Consider the following 18,382-nt stretch of genomic DNA (forward strand, 5'->3'; position numbering starts at 1 on the left):
GACTCTGCCGACTTGACAGACTGCCGGGCGTTCGATCGGCGCGTCGGTCTGAGACTGGCGGATGCATAAGCAGGTGCGGCTCCGCTGCTGGCTTAGATTAGTCTCGCCTTCGGCAGGTTATTCGAGGATTTGAAACGCAGCATTTCAGTTTTTGATCTTTCGAGATGGCCCGGTGTCGCCAATACTTGGATGGCGCCGGTCGCACGGCGACTCTCACTGTTCAAGTTTTTGGCCCGTCTTTAAGATGGGCCTTCTTCTTCGCGTTCAAGTTTCTCTATGCGCTTCGCTATTAGCCGGCGATGTTCGATCATGGCATTCAGCGTGCCCTGGAGGGTTATCAGTAGTTTGACAGCCATGTCTGCGTCGTGACCGTCCCGTTGCAGTTCGTGGATGATTTCACCCTGGCGCACGATCCGCGCGTGGGCTTGATCAATGTCAATGTCTGCCTTGGCTAGATGCTGTTTCTCGTCGTCTAAGTTCATAATTGCATCCCCTTCGATACTGGGTAGGCGGCAAGATCTGATCAAGAGGCCGGTTCGCACGGAGATTGTCGCATTAACCGTTGACGAATATCCCGTAAGCGTCCCATACCTCCATAAAGACACTTACGTTGTCCATACTGCGCTCGCGCCGCTCGCATGGCGTTGTGTGTACGTCGGAAGTTTTAAGCCCGCCTCCACGCGGGCTTATTTTCTCTTAAGCGATTCCTAAGGCGCCGCGTGCAGACTAATCGGTCGCGTCACATGAATCCCCGGACAACGCCCTTGATAGATCATTTCATTCAACATGGGACTTATCCAATACTGCTCGACCTGCGGGGAGCCCTTCTTCTTTGATGGCGACAACGGGCTCGTCGGCGATCACTGTCCAGCTTGTCATTCACTGCTGGTGCTGATCATGGCTGCAAGCATCCAATTTTCGCAGGCTGCCAACGATCCGAGTAACTTGGAAACTGAGACGCTTGGTGGTCACAGTCGCTCTGATTTAAAGTGCTGAAGACCGGCCGGCAGCGGGGCAGCAGCCCCGCTGGGTTCTGACTGCTCCGGCTGCAAAATCGGACTGTGCGAGTCTAAAATATATCGGTCAATTCCGCGAACGCGCTCATGAAAACGCTCACCGCCGAAGGCACTGACGTCCGTGAAGTGCTCGTGCGTCCGGTGTTCCAAAACGTCTATCAAATCGAGTTCCACCAGCCTCGCGGAATTTTTACCGTAATTCTTGTAGGGTTGCCGCAGGCATTGTGGCTGGCTGCACGAATCCGGCCTGGCGCTAATGTCAGGCTTGTGCCCGCTGCAGATTCTTCCCCTCAATGGCAAGTCAGCGATACGAGCATGATCCTTGCTGCGAGGAACCGTGCGACCGCGGGGAGTCGTGATTTGCACGGTGCAATAGTGAAAAAATCAGATGTTTTGTTTTTGATCGAGTCGCTTAAGCGGCGGCTAGGTGATTCGTCGGAATGGACGAGCATGCAGCTGCGCAATGAGGTTACCTGGATCGCCGACCAAGCGGAACGATGGTTGGAGCCAACGAAGGAGTTGCACTACAGTTTGCTGCTCGTGCGCTCCATGGCGCTTACGGGTAGGCCCTTGGCGGCATTGCAGCGGCTTGAACTGGTCATAATCGATTTAAATCCAGCAGGGGATCAATAGCTGAGGTGGGGTGGCTCGACGTGTGCTAAATCTATCTTCACGCGCGGTAATGGATGCTTCTCGTATGACGATGGGATGCCTTTCGGCAATTCTTGCCGTTAAGACGGATGAGGGTGGCATTGAATGCGAAATCGAGAATTCGAATGAACGACAACGCTGCCGAGAGTAGGTCTGAAGCAAAGAGTCGATCAGGCAAATGCACTGGCTGTCACGTGCCGGCGCACGAGGTAATTGACTTAGCTTTTGCTTTTCAGCCGATCGTTGATACTAGAAGCGGTGCAGCTTACGCGCATGAGGCACTGGTCCGCGGTCCGAATGGTGAGTCAGCCGCATCGATCCTTGCACAGGTTGGCGAAAATAATCGCTACCATTTCGATCAGCGCTGCCGCACGATTGCCATCGAGCAGGCTGCATCGCTCGACCTCAGTGGCTATCTTTCAATCAATTTCATGCCCAACGCCGTTTATCGGCCAGAGGCATGTATTCGGAGCACGTTTCAAGCGGCAGAAAAGTATCATTTCCCGACCGATCGGATCATCTTCGAGACGGTCGAGGGCGAAAACATCATCAGCCGCGCGCATTTAGTCGAAATTTTTCGCGCGTATCGGCGCTTTGGCTTCCAGACGGCTATCGACGATTTTGGCGCAGGCTATTCAGGGCTCACTTTGCTCACAGAGTTCCAACCGGATTTGATCAAGCTTGATATGGAACTTGTGCGGGGCATCGATACAGACGGTGTTCGCCAGAGCATAGTGCGAGGTGTGTTATCAATGTGCCGGGATCTGGGAATCCGCGTGATCGCTGAAGGTATCGAGACAGGTGGCGAGCGAGACTTTTTTGTTGCCAACGATGTGACGCTCATGCAAGGATACTTCCTCGCGAAGCCAGCATTTCGTTCGATACCGGATCCGACCGAGAACTGGCTTGTGACGTAAGGATGCACGGTGCGTGTTGAACGCAACGGGAAAACGCGCGACCATAATACAGATATTGCTGGAAATCGTGGTCTCCTCTGGCGCGCGCTGGTGGTAGCCCCGTTGTGCTAGCGTTGCAGGAAGCGCCCCTGTGATGAGGGCATCTACCGACCTACTCGGTCAGGGCTATCTGCCCAGGCGCTTGGATCAAAATAGCTGATGCAAGTCCGAGGCAATCCAAGTGCCTCCGTCATGAAGATCACTGTGTCCTGGCCCGTTGCCCTTTTCATTCTTGGTTGCTAGCCAGTTAGAGACTTGGTGACAATCGCCAAGAGTTCGGCCGTCGAATCGGGTATTGGAAAGGGATCCCAACCGCTGCACCCAGTCAGACTCTGAAAAGACGTTGCTCACTGACGCAATATTTCTGAGGTTGACCGTGTACTCCCTGCAAATGGGCGTTCCTAGGAGAATCAGGCGATTGATTTTGAGTCCGGCGCGTGCGGCAGCCAGGCAAACGTTGCCGCCATGGCTGTGAGCAATGATGTCCACAGAGGAGGATGTCGATCGAGCTACCCATTCCGTCAAATCGTGTGCCGCTGTGACGCGTGCACGGTGAGCGTTGTCTCCCGACCAGATGAACGGGGAAGGTCCGTCGTAAAGGTGTGCCCAGTGTTCCTTCACGTAATTCCAAAAGCGTCCTCCTGGTCTCCACCAAACCTCCTTCGCTGCCCAGGTTCCATGTACGATGAGAGCGATACGACCGCCTGCCTGACGAGGGGGCTGCGGTTTAAGTTCGCGCATCGAAGACCGAAGCTGATGCACCTGACTCGCCTCGATGGCCGCTGCCGCCGCGAGGCGCGTAGGCGCTTTCCACGTAGTAGAGAAATGCTCCTCCGCGTGAGCTTCAAAGTCGCTGTGCATGAAGTTAGCGGACAGGTAGCTGGCAGCCAGTAACTTGGCCATCGCATCGATATTGTGGTCTGAGTAGAGGCTAACGATTTCTTCGCGAGATAGTAAGCCGGTTAGATATAGCCCGGTACGCCATTCGTCGGGGTCTTCAGATGCGGTTAAGCGACGCAAGGAGTCGCTTGGAAACGACACATCAATGCCTACTTCGAGCTGCCGTAAATACTGCATCGCCCGGCGTGCGTCATCACTTGGTTGGGGAATTATTTCAGCACAGCTAACACCACCGCACTGAGCAACAAGCAGGGAGTTGGTATTCATAGCGCCCTCGACGATAACAAGAGTTGTTTATGACGCGTTGACCAGAGCCGCAAGGTCAACACTTGGTTCGCTTGGTCGACTAATGGATCACGGGGTAAGGGAATGATCCCGAGCTTTCGCAGACATGTCGTCGAGATAATCGGCGACAGCGTCGTATGCTGCGAATCGCTTCGCGCCTTCTGTGTAGGTTGGGATAGGGAACGTCTCGGCACTGACCTGATTACGGATCGTGCCTTCCGACATCACGAGAAGGGTTGCCAGCTGATTCATCGTGAGGCGGACGCCGTATCTCTCGAGAATAAAAGCGCGAGTAAGAAGCTTCATTGGCTTGACCCCCGACTGGCAAGAAAGGCGGCGTGCTCCTGCATCGCTCTGAGCGTCTCGTTGCCTCGAAAGGAGAAGGCCGGTGCTGTCGCGGAAGGCGCCTGCCCAGGCAGACACCAAAACGCATCGAGTCGTCCCCGCGCGCTGAGCATCGTGAAGCTTTCGACGAGTGCTTCCTCTTCGAGACGAGCGAGAGCGTCGTTCATCACCCTCAAGCTAGTCCGTAGCTCGATCACGAGCCGTGATTTCGTTGTATAGCCGGCAGCGAGGCGGTCGACAATCCGATCACGAGGAGCGCCGCCGTCGCGAGTTAAGCGCAGCTTTGCGCGACGATCTGGAACTGTTGAAACGCGTGATGATGTACAGGTGAAATGCACCATATGGCGAATATTATAGGTAGTTGTACTTAGAAAATTGAGCAGGCATTCTCGGGAAACGATGAATGCAGAGAAACGGGTATCTCCGAGGAGACAATCGGTGCAACCGGATGCGCTCTAATTCACTTACGCGCCCCTGTGACATTACTGGAGCGAAGGGCAGAGTCTTGGGCAACGAGTACGTGAGACGGCACATGACTCCGTTGTTGAGGACTCGGGTCGAGTGTTGAGCGAATGGCTCAGTCCTCTAGACCTCGCTTAAGTTTAGTGTACACTAAACAATGTGACAAGCGAACTCTGAACGCCGCGCGTCGTTGCACTCTTTGTAGGTCGCTTACCCTTTGGGCCGAGGATCTTGATCGGTATGTCCTTCCCTTGCGAGAAGTTCGGCGAGGAGCCGAGCATTCTTGTCGGCCATGCTTTGCATGATGTCCGCTATTTCCGCCTTCTGTGTCTCTGTCATCTGAGGAAGCAATCGAAGAACGAGCTCGGACGCGGTTTCCCGATGCTCCTGCTCTATGTCGTGCGCTGGACCGCTCTTAGCAGCGTCGTCCGTTCGATGTGATGTCGAGGCGACAGGTGAGTCAAGGTAACCGTCAGCCATACCGTACTGCTTTTCGATGCGTCGAGCGGCCTTCTCGCCGAACGACGCAGCTCCGTTGGTCAATTGAGAAAAATAGCTTTTCTCCTTTGGCGGCATGGTATGCGTTTCCAGCCATTCCCTGAGCCGTGCGCGGCGCGTGTCAGATATTTTCATCACCCCAGTTTAGTGTTTTATAAACAAGTAATCACTTGACTTTAAGTTAAGTAAACACTATGGTTTGGCGATGGATTGCGTTCTGTCTTGATCACCAGCCGCCAGCGGAAGGCCCGGCAGATGCGCGTACCTCGGGCTCACGTCGTCGTACGTGTCTCAGATCGCATCAAGAAGACGCACTCCGTCTGCTGCACGATCCGTCTAAATCGAAAATTTCTTTCACTACTCATTTAGTCGTCGGGAATCGCGACGACGAGGCTGGCACGAGATTTGGCCAGGCTTGCTTGAATGGGAAGCACTGCATCGAGCCCCTCCCATCGAGCCGACGTGAAGCAAAGGAGCCTAAATGACTGAGTCCGTCTCAAGCAGATGCTCGCGTCGGCAAAGGGCAGGAGCTGTCCCGGTGGACCGTCGACCGAGCAGGGCATTCGCTGCCGCTGAAACGTCGATGCATGTGCAACGGTTGCTACTTGCTCGCGCGTATGCATGGGTGACGACGATCGCGGGCTGGATCGATCGCTTCTTTGATCGCTTGATGGCGGCAAGCATGCGGAACTCGGCTAACCGGCAAGCACGGATGGTCGGGGTATTTGCGCGTCTACGCATGAGTTTCGTGCAACTCACAGGCGACTGCGGCGACCTGCTGATTGAACGCGCTTACGTCATTCGACGCTACGAGCGCTTTCTGCTTCGGTGTCGATGCGGCTTAGTCGATACGACGAGTCTACCTTGCATGGGCTTCACCTCTATTGAGTGTTACCGGCTCATTACCGGTAGCAAAAGGCTTCTCGACGAGATCGAGAACGTCGTTGTCACCTATGAAGGACGTGGCAAGTGACGAACCCACTTGGATCAAATCGCGATATTGACGTACTCGCCTGTCGGATAATCGTTTTTACATATCGGGAAAACGAGAATGTACTCGTACGCCACTTGCGCGCGCTTGAGTACGCCTTTCTTCGCCGCGTTGTCCATGCAGGACTGACAAAGGTAGTGAGGGCTTCGGCCGGTCTTCGAAGGATTCAGCTCCGCCAGGACAAAGACGCCTTCACTGAGCTCGTGAAGGTCGTAGCTTTCGCGCTCGGACCGTTGCTTCTCAGGCTCAGCTATTCGTGCACTCAGCTCTCTTTTCCCGTCTTTGAGCGCCTGCTTTTCATCCAGCAGAGACGAAATTTTTTCTTGGGCTTGAAGTGCGGTGTTCTGGACATCAATGATCCGATTTTGAAGGTCCTCCAGCGCCGCGGTGATCTTCGCATCATTGCGCAAGACTGCCGCGGACCTAACGAGTTCAAATGCGGTTCATGCGTCGCTACGCGCCGCGTGGGCAAGCGCGACAGTGGGCGCTTGCCCAATCTCATCCTTCGAAGGGAAGCAAAAGAATGAATTTGGTCAGATGGGGAATCCCATTGGTGCGGCGTCTTCTTCGTTCACGCGGTATATCGCTACGACGGCGTGATGCGGAATGTGAAGAGATTGATGTGACTTGTCTCCCTTCAACGGGCGCGTTGCGAAAAGATAAGTCGGATGGTCGATTGAAACGTCGGAGCAGAGCAGGGCAGGGTGACTGAGCTGTGCCTCTGCGTCAGGAACGTTAGTGTCAGCCTTTCGGTTATAGATAGCGCCGATTGGCGAGCGTACGTCGAGCACGACTAGATAGTTCACAGGGGTCTCCGGTCAGAACGGCAGTTTCGAAGTGTGGAAGCCAAGATTCTGCCAGAGGTCGGAGCCCCCGCAATTTCTATAGGAGACGCATATATGCACCTGGAACGACATCGCAAAATGTTGATGGAAGCATCTAAGGAAGCAGTGCCCGCAGTTGTGGCGCAGATCAAGAGAGAGAAGCCAGAAGCGTTGCATGTGCTGTCAGGCAAATACGAAACGCTTTCTCAGCGCAATTTTCATGATCAACCGGTCAGCGAGATCCCGATGGCGAGCTTTGTCCGCGCCTTTGTTCCGCCACCGCCGCCGACCAAGACGGATGCAGCGCCTTCGTCGGAGGAAGGCAACGTACAAGCGGAAGACGGCGCTCCCTCTGAGCCGGTAAGCATCGATTAGGAAACCCATTTTAGGAAGGAGGACCCTTTGAAAGAATTCGCACTACTACCGAAGCACGAGCGCAGCAAAGCCAAGGATGGCGAGGATGTGAAGAGCATCGAACGCGTCGAACCCGACACTTTGTCGAGAGACCGCTATCCCGCAGCCGTCTTGCTGACATGCCTGTCTTGCGGGGCACGGCAGGACCTTGATGGCCGCCTGCCGTGCGACCACTGACCTAATTAGGAAAGGCCGATGGCTAAGAATTCAGTTGACGCATATGGAGCGTCAGGAAAGACCAATCTTCTGTTCTTCGATCCCGAGCGATTGGTGCTCGTGACCGATGTAACGTCGCCGCTGTATGACCCGCGCGTCGACCTCCCGGTGAACGAGGACCTTGCTCGCAACATCGACTTCCAGGGCGTGTTGCAACCGATCTCCGTTGTAAAGAACACCGAGACCGGTGAGACGGAAGTCGCGGTCGGACGGCAGCGTACCAAGGCGGCGCGGCTCGCTAACGAATGGCGGCGCGCACGTGGAGAACAACCGATTCAGATTCCGGCGCAGGTCTACCGAGGCGACCGACGAACTGCGCTTACTGCAATCATCGGTGAGAACGAGTTGCGCGAGGCCGACACGCCGCTCGGCCGAGCGGAAAAGATGCGACGCGTCATGGCGCTTGGGTATAGCGAGGCCGAGATCGGCACAATCTTCGGCTGTTCGACCTCGACAGTGCATGCCACGCTCGCGCTGCTCGATTGCTGCGCCGAAGTCCGCAGAGCAGTCGAAAGCTCGCGCATCAACGTTACTCACGCGCGCCGCTTATCGAAGCTGTCTCCAGAGCAACAAGGTGAGAAGGTTCGGGAGCTAATCGCAGCAGGGGAGCATGTAGTCGGGCATGCGCGAGCTCGTGCTCAGCGCGCGGTGATCGGCGAGGCCAAACCGAAGCTGCGCAATCGCAAAGAGATCATGCACGAGCTGAGCTCGTCCTCGGGTGAACGCGCACAGGCTCTGCGCTGGGTGCTCGGTCTTAACGCAACAGACGAGGAATGCCCGTGAGGGTCTCTGACGTTCTTCGTGACATCGGCCGACCAGTGGCGTACTACCCTGGTCTTGCGCGATACCTTGGTGGCGTTAAAGCGACCGTGCTGTTCTGCCAGATTTTCTATTGGCAGAGCCGGGCGACCAGCGAGCTCGGGGTTCATAAGACTTCGGAGGAGCTGTGTGCCGAGACGGGCTTGACCTACGAGGAGCAGAGGGCGGCGCGGCGCGCGTTGAAGAAGTGTGGCGTGTTGATCGAGACCGAGAAGCGTCTGGAGCACAAGATCTACTTCCGCATCGACGAGGACGTTCTCGAGCGGCTGGTTGAGGAAGGCCAGGCGAGCCAGGTTGAGCAATCAGCCGAATGGGAAAACCCCATCTCCCGAAATGGGAAAAGTCCATTTCGGGAAATGGACTTTTCCCAACCCGCCGAGCGGTCAAACCCTTGTCCGCGGACCGGTAGAACCCTTGCCCGCGGAGAGGGGTTTGACCAGGTCGTTAACGGTGTAAAGACTACAGCAGAGATTACAGCAGAGAGCAGCAGCAACGCGTGCGCGCGTGAGCCTGTGGATAACTTCGATGCTGCCGCTGCTGCTTCCTTGCGAGCGGATTCGTCAAAACGTGAGCTCGAGCTCACTGACCTGCTTGTAGCTTTGGAGGCTGCGCGTCGCAAACGTTGTCAGGTCGATCGCAGTCGGGACCGAACCCAGGTGCTCGCCTGGGTGGGTCGTGGTGTCTCGACCGAACAACTTCGCGAAGCGCATCGCAGAGCGGCGGCGGCGCGCGAGCGGGACGCTGATAGCCGGGCCGTGAATGTCGGATTTCTCGCCCGCTTCGTTGATGAGGTGCTGGCCGAGACTCCCGGTAAGCAGCAGTGTGCGGAACACGCCCAGTGGTGGCTCAGCGGCGAAACGGATGTTTGTAGCGAGGGCGCGCGCCTGGGCGTTCGTGCGAAGCGCCCTGATGAATCTTTGCCCGAATACCGCGTGCTCGTTGCGAAGGCCGCCGGCAAGGGTCCTTGGATCGACCATGTGTTGCGGGATGCCAAGCGTAGCGGCTCCGAGCGCTTCTATCAAAACGTCATTGACACGTTCGGCGATGCACTGCTGCCGACGGATTTCTACGCCTGAGTTATGTGAAGGCAAAGGGGAAAAGTTGAAGCAGAAGGTGAGGCGGTTTTGTGCTTTAAAGCCGGGAGTCGCGGGCGAATGGATGAACGACATGCTGCGCACGTTCAGCCGCGAGCGCGAGGGACCGTACGATCAGCTCTATGCCCCATTCAAAGGCATCCCGCGCAACAGGAACGGCAACTCGGAGGCCGCATGACGAAGCGCACGTCAGGTCTCCGTTTCACGGCAAGCACCACACGAGTCGGCACCGCTCACGTGCGGGAGGACTGGACCATCGCCCCTGATTTCGCACGCAGCCAACTGATGCGGCAGACGGGCAACCAGCCGAACTGCGAGTTCGACGAGATCGCATCCGGCCATGGTCAGGTCGCCTCGCTCGCGCCGGCGCCGATGCCCCGGACGATCAAGTTCACGGTTGCAGGCCAACCGGTACCGAAGGGTCGCCCACGGGCTTCTCGCACGGCGACAGGCGTCCGTATGAGGACGCCTGAGAAGACCGCAAGGTACGAACGTAAGGTCAAGGCCTTCGCGATCAACGCGATGTTGGGTGGCAAGCCCATCGCGCGGCCGGTGCGCCTGAAGATCTCCATTGTCGTGCCGATTCCGGCGAGCTGGTCAAAGCCTCGAAGGGAGAAGGCGCGCACTGGCGAGATCTGCGCAACGAAGAAGCCGGACGCGGACAACGTGCTGAAGGCGATCAATGACGCCATGAACGGCGTGGTCTACGCGGACGACGCCCAAGTCATCGAGATCCAACTGAGCAAGGCATACGGCGACGAGCCGCGCGTCGAAGTTGCCGTCACTGAAATCGGCAGGGAGGCAGCGTGAGTCGAAGCAAGAAACCGCGCAAGCAGTATCGTCCGCGCGCCGTGAGCGCGACGGCAGAAATTGACGTGCTGGGGCGCCGCACGCCGACGAACAGAAGCCAGGCGACCGATCTAGGTGTGGAGGCTCGATGAAACGCTCTGCACCCCTCGCGCGCAGGAAGCCGTTGAAGTCGAGCGGCTCCAAACGCAAAGCCATCGCCCCGATTGGCAAGCGGCCATCGCCGCAGACGTCGCTGACGCGCGGCGTGATGAAGCGCAGCACGAAGAAACCGACCATGACGCTGGGCTCGAAGTATCTGGCCGCGTGCCGAGGCGAGGCGTGCTACCTGGGCGTGCTCGGTGTGTGCGTTGGCCGCACCACCGTCGTGCCGTGCCATTCGAATCAGGCGCGCCACGGGAAGGGCATGGGGATCAAGGCGAAGCACAAGTTCACGGTGCCCGGCTGCCGGGCGTGCCATGCGTGGATCGATCAGGGGCCGGCGACGCGCGAAGCAAAGTTCCGGCAGTGGGATGTTGCGTACGCGAACTGGGAGCCAGTGCGCGCCGCGAAGATGGGATTGACGGAGGGAGCAGCGTGAGAACGATAGAGCCGATGTGGTTGAAATTCCACGTTCCGATGATTGGGATCTTTGCGGAGCGGTGGCCCTTCCGGCACCGATACCTGAAGCCTCGGGTGGTCCAGCAGAGAGAAACGGACGGGATGGTGTACGGGCTACGACGGATTCGAACGCTGGACCATGGCGGGAAGCAATACATGCTGGAAGTCTTGGCGTTTATCAAGCCGGGATATGGCCACAACATCCCCAAAGAGAAGTGGGTGACGGATGACATCGCGTGGGTCAAAAGCCTCTATTCGATGAACTGCAACCCGAAATCCGTGGGCGCGCTGGCCGTGCAGGCCCTCGAAGAATTCCGTGAGAGTACCGATTACGAATGGCTCGCCCCGGATGCGCCGATGCCGGGAAAGCAAGGAGACGCGCCATGAACTGCAAACCGGGCGATCTGGCTATCGTTGTGGTGCCAACTGACTGGCCGCGTAAGACGCTCGGCGGCCTGGTCGTCGAGGTCGTTCGATTCGTACCGCCGCGCGGGCCTGAGGCGCATTGGGATCAGCGTCCGGCGTGGTGGTGCACGTGGAAGGCCGCTTGGTTCAACGACCACGGCGTTATGTTCCTCAACGGCGAGCTGCTCGATTCGTGGCTTTGCCCCATCAGCGGTGTGCCCGTCAATGACGAAGAGCCGGCGGCCGTGAACATGCCTGAAGCGTTCCAACTCTCGCTCGGCATTGAAGTGAGGGCGCGGGCATGAACGTCGAGCGACTCACCGGCGCGCAGCTCGACTACTGGGTCGCTCGCGCCGAGGGCATGCAGGCTGAGGTGAAGCACGCGTACGGCATGGACTGGTGCCAGGTCGACGTGCAGTACGTCGGCTTCATCCAGTATCAGCCGTCCGAAAACTGGCACATCGCCGCGCCGATCGCCGAGCGTCAGTGCTATGTGACTTACCCGCGTGTGCGCGAGGACGGAAAGCTCGAATGGCTGGCGGAAGCGCAGCTCAACCCCGACTTCCACGCCATGTTCGCGGACGAGTCGCCAAAGGTAGCCATCTGCCGGCTGCGCGTCGCGGAGGCGTTCGGCAACGAGGTGGCGGATTGATACCCCGCGCGCCGCGCGCCTTCCGCGATCCGCTCCGCCAGCTGATTGAGAAAGAGGGCAACACCTGCAAGGGCTGCCCACACGAACGAACCTACGACTTCATCGGCACCATGCAAACCATCTGCGCCATCGGCAAGAACCACGGACACCGCTGCGAACAATACGGAAAGAGGAAAACCATGACGACGAGCGCAATCGACGCTGACGAGATCGACGCTGTGCTGACGGAGTGGTACGAGTGGAGCGAGTCGTATCAGCCCGCTGTCGGCTACGGCCGAGCGAGCGCCATGTTCCGCGACTGTCGCAGCAGCCGGCAATGGATGAGCTATGACGAAATCGGCGACGTCGTTGATAGCCAGTTGCGCGCTGCGACCGGGCGGGCCGTCGAGCCGATCATCCAGACGCTGTCGCTCGCGCATCGCATTGCGGTGATGACCGCCGTGCGCAGCTTCGTCGCAGGCGCGCCCATCTTCACGAACCCGCGCAGCCCGGCGACGCAGGACCGCGACTATGCCGAAGCGAAGGAACTGATGCGCCCCGCGCTTGTGGCGAAGAACCTTATCTGCGCGCGCTGATCCTGTAGCTACAAATAATCCTTGCGCTTGATATTAAACGTAGCTACAATTATTTACATGGACATCACATACGACCCGCCCAAAAACGAAGCGAACATCGGCAAGCACGGTGTGTCGATGGAAATGGCAAGCCAGTTGTGTTGGCCGGACGTGATGGCCTATGTCGATGCCCGCGAAGACTACAAGGAAGTGCGTGAAGTTGGTTTCGGCATCATCGACGAGCGCCTCTACTGCGTGGTGTTCACGCAGCGCGGCGATAGCATGCACATCATCAGCATGCGCAAGGCAAACAAGCGAGAGGTGAAAGACTATGTCGAGCAAGCCTAAGATCATCATGCCGACGGACGAAGAAGACGCGGCAATCAACCGCGGCATTGCCGCAGATCCGGACACGTACGAAGTGTCGGCCGAGGACTTCAAGAAGATGAGGCGGCTCGGCACGCGCGGGCGGCCGCGTCTCGATTCGCCGAAGGTGCTGCTGTCCGTGCGCTACGATGCGGACATCGTCGAGGCATTCAAGGCATCCGGCGAAGGATGGCAGACGCGCATGAACGATGCGCTGCGTGACTGGCTGAAGGATCACGAACCCGCCTGACGCGAAAGGGGTTGTAAACCCGTTCGACCTATCGTAGTATCTTGTCCGTGGGGAGTTCGCTCGCCCAAAGAAAAGCCCGCTCGGTTCGCTCCGCGCGGGCTTTTTGCATTGGCGCGCCTGACGCGCGATAGCCTCGTTCGAGGCTAGTTGATGAACCTCACTGTTGCAACCTGCTAATGCCGACCAGACCAATGCGCCCATGCAAGCATCGCGGGTGCAGCGCTCTCGTGCCGGGAGGCAAGACGTACTGCATGCAGCACGCTTGCGAGGAAGTGAAGTGGAAGCCTGACGCGGTGCGCGGCAATCGCCACGCACGAGGCTACGGCAGCGCATGGGCTAAGCGGCGCGATCGCATCCTGCTGCGCGACTGCGGCTTGTGTCAGGTCTGCCGACGTACAGGCCGCGTCTCGCTCGCGACTGAGGTCGATCACATCGTGCCGAAGGCGCAGGGAGGAACTGATGACGACGCAAACCTGCAGTCGATCTGTCATCCCTGCCACGCCACGAAGACGGGCGGTGAACGCCGTTGATGGGGAGGGGGGAGGCGAAAATCTGAGCCGAATCGGCTAGGGACCGACCACTCCGTCAGATTTTTACACCCGCGAAATTAAAAATTCAGGAGTTGGCCGATGAGTGGGGTTGCCACGGTTCCAGGCCGCGGCAGAAAACCAAAGCCGACGGCGCGAAAGATCGCTGCCGGAAATCCCGGCAAACGCGCACTGAATAAGCATGAGCCGGATTTCGGTGCCATCGCAAACATTGATCCGCCGGATTGGATAACCGGCTATGCCGCGGACATATGGAAGCGCGTGGCACCGCGGCTTTGCACCCAGAACGTTTTGCAGTGGACCGACGTCGAAGTGCTGGAAACGTATTGCTCCGCGTACAAGGACTGGCGCCGGGCCTGCGAAGATCTTGATAAAAATGGGCTGGTTGTCATGAGCGCACAAGGCTCGCCGATGAAAAACCCCGCGGAGACGGTCAAGCGCGGAGCCTTCGCAACGATGCGCGCGGCAGGCGCGTTGCTCGGATTGGATCCGGTGAGCCGTCAGCGAATGTCGGGTAGTGGTATCAAGACCGACAACCCATTCGACGCGCTGCTAGGCAGTTAAGTCACGATGGTCAGAGTGTATCCGCGGGTGGAGCAAGGCCTCCAGTTTGCGCGAGCCGTTGTGCGCGGCAAGCGGCTGGCCGGCGAATATGTGCAGCTCGCATGTCAGCGTCATCTGGACGAACTTTCGTCCAGTCGCAGAAAAGATTTCCGCTGGAAGTTTGATGCGGCAGCAGCCGAGAGGAAGCTCGCGCTCATCGAGCTCCTTCCGCACGTGAAAGGTGAGTGGGCGTTCAAGCGTCAACTCGTGACACTCGAGCCGTGGCAAAAGTTTGGGCTGATGTGCACCTTCGGTTGGGTCGATAAAAGAACGGGCTTCCGACGCTTTCGCGAATCATATTGGGAAGTGCCGCGAAAGTGCGGGAAGAGCATTATTGCAGCCGGCGTCGGCATCGCGATGTTCATAGCGGATGCGGAATTTGGTGCCGAGGTGTATGCAGGCGCGACGACGGAGAAGCAGGCTTGGGAGGTGTTTCGCCCCGCTCGCTTGATGGTTAAACGGTCTCCGCTTTTGATTGAAGCCGCCGGCATCGAGGTCAACGCCTCGAATTTGAATAAACCGGCTGACGGGAGCCGCTTCGAACCACTGATCGGGAATCCAGGTGACGGCTCGTCGCCGTCCTGCGCGATCGTTGACGAGTTTCACGAGCATGACAGTTCGGCTTTGTACGAGACGATGCTGACTGGCATGGGCGCCCGGCGGCAGCCGCTCATGTTCATTATCACGACCGCCGGCGCGAACATCGAGGGACCGTGCTATGACAAGCGTCGTCAAGTCATTGAGATGCTTGAAGGAACGGTGCCCGACGATGAGCTTTTCGGCTGGATCTGGACGATCGACGAAGGCGATGACTGGTCCGATCCGCGAGTGCTGGCGAAGGCCAACCCGAACATCGGAGTTTCGGTCTTTCAGGAGTATCTGGAGAGCCAGCAGCAGCGCGCTATGAAGTCCGCGCGTTTCACTAATACGTTCAAGATGAAGCATCTAAACGTCTGGACGTCGGCGAAAGCGGGGTATTTCAACCTCAAAGATTGGAAGAACTGCGAGGACTCGTCGCTGACGCTTGAGCGCTTCGAAGGCCAGGACTGCATCCTTGCTCTCGACATGGCGCGAAAGCTCGATTTGAACAGCATGGCTCGGCTCTTCTGGCGCGACATCGACGGCCGGCGGCACTACTACAGCGTTGATCCACGGTTCTGGGTACCAGAGGAGACGGTAAAAAACACCGAGAACCGGCGCATGTCAGAACGCTACCAAAAGTGGGTGAATTCTGGCGATCTGTTGGAAACGCAAGGCGCCGAAATTGATTATCGTGAAATACAGCACGAAGCCGTTGAAGCGAATCGCGCTTGTCGTGTGCAGTGTGTACCAATGGACCCGCATGGCGCGACAAACCTTGCGCACCAACTCGAAGACGAGGGGCTGACTCCGGTCACAATCGTTCAGAACTACACGAATATGTCCGACCCAATGAAGGAGTTGGAGGCGGCGATTGCGTCTGGTCGGTTTCATCACGACGGCAATCCGATCATGACTTGGTGCGTAAGCAACGTGGTGGGCAAAAACCTTCCGGGCAACGACGACATCGTGCGCCCAATAAAGCAAGGAAACGACAACAAAATTGACGGCGCGGTGGCGCTAATCATGGCAATAGGTCGAGCGTCGCTTGCAAATCAGCCAAACTCAGGCTCAATTTATGACCAAGGGGTAAGCGTTTGAATTCAGTTAGCGTTGCAGCGTGGACCGTGGGGCTGCTCGGATTTGGGGTGCTGGTTTGTGGAATCGCCCTGATCAGCGTGCCCGCCAGCCTGGTCGTAGCCGGCGGGCTGCTGTTGTTCTGGGCTTTTCTAGCCGATCGTGCAGCAGCACGCATCTCGCTTGCGTTGCAGGATCAAGATTAGTCGATGTTTTTCAGCAAACATTTGCTACCCAATGGGGGCATCCCTAAAGCTGGCTCGCAAGGTTGGGTGTCAGCGCTGCTCGGTAGCGCTTCGTCGGAATCCGGGCAAGTCGTCACCGCCGCAAGCGCGCTTTCGCTTACGATCCTTCAAAACTGCGTCACGCTTCTTTCGGAAAGCATTGCGCAGTTGCCGCTCGAGCTCTACGAGCGCTCCGGAGACGATAGGAAGCCGGCGGTCGATCATCCACTGTATTCCGTACTGAAGTATCAGCCTAACCCTTGGCAAACGCCCTTCGAATATCAAGAGCAATCCCAAATCACTGTTGGACTGCGCGGAAATAGCTACAGCTTCATCGATCGCGATTCTGATGGAGTTGTTCGAGGCCTGTATCCCCTCGATACAGAATCTGTCACGGTCATGAAAGGCTCTGACTTGAGACCGGTCTACCGCGTCAACGGCGCTGACCCGATGTCTCAACGCCTCGTTCATCACGTCCGGTGGATGTCGACGAATGGCTACACCGGCCTGTCGCCGATCATGCTGCATGCGAATTCGATCGGTCATGCTCAGGCCGTTCAGCAATACGCCGGGAAATCGTTCATGAACGGCACCGTGCTCTCTGGCGTGATTGAGCGACCGAGCGCAAGCGCGCCGATCAAGGAACAGACGAGCATCGATCGAATCACAGACAACTGGAACGCAAAATTTGGCGGCACCGGCAATGCGAAGAAGGTCGCGCTTTTGCAGGAGGGAATGACCTTCAAGCCGCTATCGATGACCAACGTCGACGCAGCGTTGATCGATGCGCTGCGCCTTTCCGCTGTCGATATTGCGCGGATCTACAAGATTCCAGCGCACATGGTGAATGAGCTCGAGCGTGCGACGTTTAGCAACATCGAGCATCAGGAGATTCAGTTCGTTATCTACACGCTGCTGCCGTGGATCAAGCGCCACGAACAGGCAAAGATGCGCGATCTGCTTCTCCCCTGCGAACGCAATCGATACTTCATCGAATACAACCTATCGGGTCTTCTACGCGGTGATCAGGCGTCGCGGTATGCCGCTTATGCTGTTGGACGTCAATGGGGCTGGCTGTCAATCAATGACATTCGGCGCTTAGAGAACATGTCACCTGTAAAAGGCGGCGACATATATCTGAGCCCGCTCAACATGGTTGATGCATCGAAACAGACGCCTTCTCCCGAAAGCAAAACAGAGCCTACGGATGCCCAAATCAAAGACGTTGAGAGGATTTTTTCTTGAAACCACATCTTAGACTTGCGAGCCTGATCTTCAATCAGCCTCAGCTCGTCAGTGACCCCATGATGTCGCTTGCTGTGCAATGGGCGAACCAAGCCATGCACCTGAACATCGTGAACCTGACAGTGAACGGCACGCAGCCAGAAATCATGGACAACGATGACTCGGCTGCTGGCGCGCAGATGGCGAGGGCTTCAGATCGCCGACGCGCCGTCGTGGCGGATACCGGTCTCGACATCATTTCGGTGTCTGGAATCCTCGTGTCGCGTTCGGCACACTTGAATCCTTGCGAGCCGATGACGAGTTATGAAGGCCTGCGCTCTTCGTTAAATCAGGCCGTCGGCGATCCTGCGGTCGAACATATCATTCTCGATATCGACAGCAACGGGGGCAGCGCGACGGGCGCGTTCGAGCTCGCTAACGACATCCGTACTGCTACAAAACTGAAACCGATCACGGCGATCGTCAATTTTTCGGCGTTTTCAGGTGGCTATCTGATCGCGGCGGCCGCGTCGAACGTGATTGTGAGCCAGACCTCCGGCTTGGGTTCGATCGGTGTAATCGCGAAACACCTCGACGCGTCCAAGCGCGACGAGCAGCAAGGCATCAAAGTCACCTCGGTGTTTGCTGGCGACCGGAAGAACGACCTTACGCCTCACGAGCCGCTTAGCGATCAGTCTCTGCAGTTTCTAACCGAAATGGTGCAGACCAACTACCTGCAGTTCGTTGATGCAATTGCGAACTTCCGCGGTCTTACCACAAAGGCGGTCAAAGATACGCAGGCGGGAATCTTCTTTGGCAAAGAAGGTGTAAGCGCGGGTCTGGCCGACACTGTCGAGACGCCACAGGCCGCCGTGAACCGAATCGCGGCCGAGGTCCGCGACTCGCGCGGCGAGCGGGCGTCGAACATCGCTTCGCGACGAAGCGTCGCCGCCCAGGCCGCTGCAATGAGCATGCGAAGCACGTACTAACGCAACCCAAGTTTCGTCCTTGAGCGCGTTCGC

Annotated in this window: 26 protein-coding genes; 20 read left to right on the forward strand and 6 right to left on the reverse strand. The window is 57.6% G+C overall.

Annotated features, from left to right (window positions below):
• Window positions 1-239: 239 nt before the first annotated feature.
• Window positions 240-482: a hypothetical protein gene (locus tag QCE88_RS05820; protein ID WP_309899984.1), complete on the reverse strand. Its 243-nt coding sequence runs from the start codon at window positions 480-482 to the stop codon at window positions 240-242.
• A 621-nt stretch (window positions 483-1,103) separates the two neighbouring features.
• Between QCE88_RS05820 and QCE88_RS05825 the strand changes: the two genes are divergently transcribed.
• Together QCE88_RS05825 and QCE88_RS05830 are read left to right on the forward strand one after the other, a co-directional pair.
• On the forward strand, window positions 1,104-1,649 hold the full coding sequence (locus QCE88_RS05825; RefSeq protein ID WP_309899985.1) for a hypothetical protein: 546 nt from the start codon (window positions 1,104-1,106) through the stop codon (window positions 1,647-1,649).
• Between the two features lie 143 nt (window positions 1,650-1,792).
• The gene (locus QCE88_RS05830) at window positions 1,793-2,584 is read left to right on the forward strand and encodes an EAL domain-containing protein (protein ID WP_309899987.1); all 792 of its coding nucleotides are present in this window, start codon (window positions 1,793-1,795) and stop codon (window positions 2,582-2,584) included.
• 186 nt (window positions 2,585-2,770) lie between these two features.
• Here the strand turns inward: QCE88_RS05830 and QCE88_RS05835 are convergent, their stop codons facing one another.
• The 3 genes from QCE88_RS05835 to QCE88_RS05845 all read right to left on the reverse strand — a co-directional run bounded on the left by QCE88_RS05835 (window position 2,771) and on the right by QCE88_RS05845 (window position 5,191).
• Window positions 2,771-3,790, reverse strand: a complete 1,020-nt coding sequence (locus QCE88_RS05835; protein ID WP_309899989.1) for an alpha/beta hydrolase — start codon at window positions 3,788-3,790, stop codon at window positions 2,771-2,773.
• An 87-nt stretch (window positions 3,791-3,877) separates the two neighbouring features.
• Window positions 3,878-4,114: a hypothetical protein gene (locus QCE88_RS05840; protein WP_309899991.1), complete on the reverse strand. Its 237-nt coding sequence runs from the start codon at window positions 4,112-4,114 to the stop codon at window positions 3,878-3,880.
• Between the two features lie 711 nt (window positions 4,115-4,825).
• Window positions 4,826-5,191, reverse strand: a complete 366-nt coding sequence (locus tag QCE88_RS05845) for a hypothetical protein (protein ID WP_309899993.1) — start codon at window positions 5,189-5,191, stop codon at window positions 4,826-4,828.
• A gap of 460 nt (window positions 5,192-5,651) precedes the next feature.
• Between QCE88_RS05845 and QCE88_RS05850 the strand changes: the two genes are divergently transcribed.
• The gene (locus tag QCE88_RS05850) at window positions 5,652-6,086 is read left to right on the forward strand and encodes a hypothetical protein (RefSeq protein ID WP_309899995.1); all 435 of its coding nucleotides are present in this window, start codon (window positions 5,652-5,654) and stop codon (window positions 6,084-6,086) included.
• A gap of 14 nt (window positions 6,087-6,100) precedes the next feature.
• Here the strand turns inward: QCE88_RS05850 and QCE88_RS05855 are convergent, their stop codons facing one another.
• A complete protein-coding gene (locus QCE88_RS05855) occupies window positions 6,101-6,514 on the reverse strand; it encodes a hypothetical protein (RefSeq protein WP_309899997.1) in 414 nt (137 codons plus the stop codon).
• A gap of 123 nt (window positions 6,515-6,637) precedes the next feature.
• Window positions 6,638-6,910 (reverse strand): hypothetical protein, encoded by a 273-nt coding sequence (locus QCE88_RS05860; RefSeq protein WP_309899999.1) that lies wholly within the window; start codon window positions 6,908-6,910, stop codon window positions 6,638-6,640.
• A gap of 93 nt (window positions 6,911-7,003) precedes the next feature.
• On the opposite strand from QCE88_RS05860, the gene QCE88_RS05865 reads away from it, so the two are divergent.
• The 17 genes from QCE88_RS05865 (at window position 7,004) to QCE88_RS05945 (ending at window position 18,349) form a co-directional block, all read left to right on the forward strand.
• Window positions 7,004-7,303 (forward strand): hypothetical protein, encoded by a 300-nt coding sequence (locus QCE88_RS05865; protein ID WP_309900001.1) that lies wholly within the window; start codon window positions 7,004-7,006, stop codon window positions 7,301-7,303.
• Between the two features lie 27 nt (window positions 7,304-7,330).
• On the forward strand, window positions 7,331-7,519 hold the full coding sequence (locus QCE88_RS05870) for a hypothetical protein (RefSeq protein WP_309900003.1): 189 nt from the start codon (window positions 7,331-7,333) through the stop codon (window positions 7,517-7,519).
• Window positions 7,520-7,537: 18 nt separating this feature from the next.
• Window positions 7,538-8,341 carry a ParB/RepB/Spo0J family partition protein gene (locus tag QCE88_RS05875; protein WP_309900005.1) on the forward strand — a complete coding sequence of 268 codons (804 nt, stop codon included), beginning with the start codon at window positions 7,538-7,540 and terminating at the stop codon, window positions 8,339-8,341.
• Window positions 8,342-8,520: 179 nt separating this feature from the next.
• Complete coding sequence (locus QCE88_RS05880; protein WP_309900007.1) at window positions 8,521-9,453, forward strand: hypothetical protein; 933 nt, start codon at window positions 8,521-8,523, stop codon at window positions 9,451-9,453.
• 192 nt (window positions 9,454-9,645) lie between these two features.
• Window positions 9,646-10,281 (forward strand): RusA family crossover junction endodeoxyribonuclease, encoded by a 636-nt coding sequence (locus QCE88_RS05885; RefSeq protein ID WP_309900009.1) that lies wholly within the window; start codon window positions 9,646-9,648, stop codon window positions 10,279-10,281.
• Window positions 10,282-10,408: 127 nt separating this feature from the next.
• Window positions 10,409-10,858 carry a hypothetical protein gene (locus tag QCE88_RS05890; protein ID WP_309900010.1) on the forward strand — a complete coding sequence of 150 codons (450 nt, stop codon included), beginning with the start codon at window positions 10,409-10,411 and terminating at the stop codon, window positions 10,856-10,858.
• A 176-nt stretch (window positions 10,859-11,034) separates the two neighbouring features.
• Window positions 11,035-11,265 (forward strand): hypothetical protein, encoded by a 231-nt coding sequence (locus QCE88_RS05895; protein WP_309900012.1) that lies wholly within the window; start codon window positions 11,035-11,037, stop codon window positions 11,263-11,265.
• Window positions 11,262-11,588 (forward strand): hypothetical protein, encoded by a 327-nt coding sequence (locus QCE88_RS05900; RefSeq protein ID WP_309900014.1) that lies wholly within the window; start codon window positions 11,262-11,264, stop codon window positions 11,586-11,588. The genes QCE88_RS05895 and QCE88_RS05900 overlap by 4 nt, the downstream gene beginning before the upstream one ends.
• Complete coding sequence (locus tag QCE88_RS05905; RefSeq protein WP_309900016.1) at window positions 11,585-11,935, forward strand: phage protein NinX family protein; 351 nt, start codon at window positions 11,585-11,587, stop codon at window positions 11,933-11,935. The genes QCE88_RS05900 and QCE88_RS05905 overlap by 4 nt, the downstream gene beginning before the upstream one ends.
• Before the next feature lie 179 nt (window positions 11,936-12,114).
• Window positions 12,115-12,510 carry a hypothetical protein gene (locus QCE88_RS05910; RefSeq protein ID WP_309900018.1) on the forward strand — a complete coding sequence of 132 codons (396 nt, stop codon included), beginning with the start codon at window positions 12,115-12,117 and terminating at the stop codon, window positions 12,508-12,510.
• A 57-nt stretch (window positions 12,511-12,567) separates the two neighbouring features.
• On the forward strand, window positions 12,568-12,837 hold the full coding sequence (locus tag QCE88_RS05915) for a BrnT family toxin (protein WP_309900020.1): 270 nt from the start codon (window positions 12,568-12,570) through the stop codon (window positions 12,835-12,837).
• Window positions 12,821-13,105 (forward strand): BrnA antitoxin family protein, encoded by a 285-nt coding sequence (locus tag QCE88_RS05920; protein ID WP_309900022.1) that lies wholly within the window; start codon window positions 12,821-12,823, stop codon window positions 13,103-13,105. The genes QCE88_RS05915 and QCE88_RS05920 overlap by 17 nt, the downstream gene beginning before the upstream one ends.
• A 176-nt stretch (window positions 13,106-13,281) precedes the next feature.
• Window positions 13,282-13,635 (forward strand): HNH endonuclease, encoded by a 354-nt coding sequence (locus QCE88_RS05925; RefSeq protein WP_309900023.1) that lies wholly within the window; start codon window positions 13,282-13,284, stop codon window positions 13,633-13,635.
• A 99-nt stretch (window positions 13,636-13,734) separates the two neighbouring features.
• On the forward strand, window positions 13,735-14,217 hold the full coding sequence (locus QCE88_RS05930; protein ID WP_309900025.1) for a phage terminase small subunit P27 family: 483 nt from the start codon (window positions 13,735-13,737) through the stop codon (window positions 14,215-14,217).
• 6 nt (window positions 14,218-14,223) lie between these two features.
• On the forward strand, window positions 14,224-15,936 hold the full coding sequence (locus QCE88_RS05935) for a terminase large subunit (protein ID WP_309900027.1): 1,713 nt from the start codon (window positions 14,224-14,226) through the stop codon (window positions 15,934-15,936).
• 185 nt (window positions 15,937-16,121) lie between these two features.
• Window positions 16,122-17,381: a phage portal protein gene (locus QCE88_RS05940; RefSeq protein WP_309900029.1), complete on the forward strand. Its 1,260-nt coding sequence runs from the start codon at window positions 16,122-16,124 to the stop codon at window positions 17,379-17,381.
• Window positions 17,378-18,349, forward strand: a complete 972-nt coding sequence (locus tag QCE88_RS05945; protein ID WP_309900031.1) for a S49 family peptidase — start codon at window positions 17,378-17,380, stop codon at window positions 18,347-18,349. Before QCE88_RS05940 ends, QCE88_RS05945 begins: the two co-directional genes overlap by 4 nt.
• Window positions 18,350-18,382 lie beyond the last annotated feature (33 nt).

The sequence above is a fragment of the Caballeronia sp. LZ035 genome, assembly GCF_031451175.1.
GTDB lineage: Bacteria > Pseudomonadota > Gammaproteobacteria > Burkholderiales > Burkholderiaceae > Caballeronia.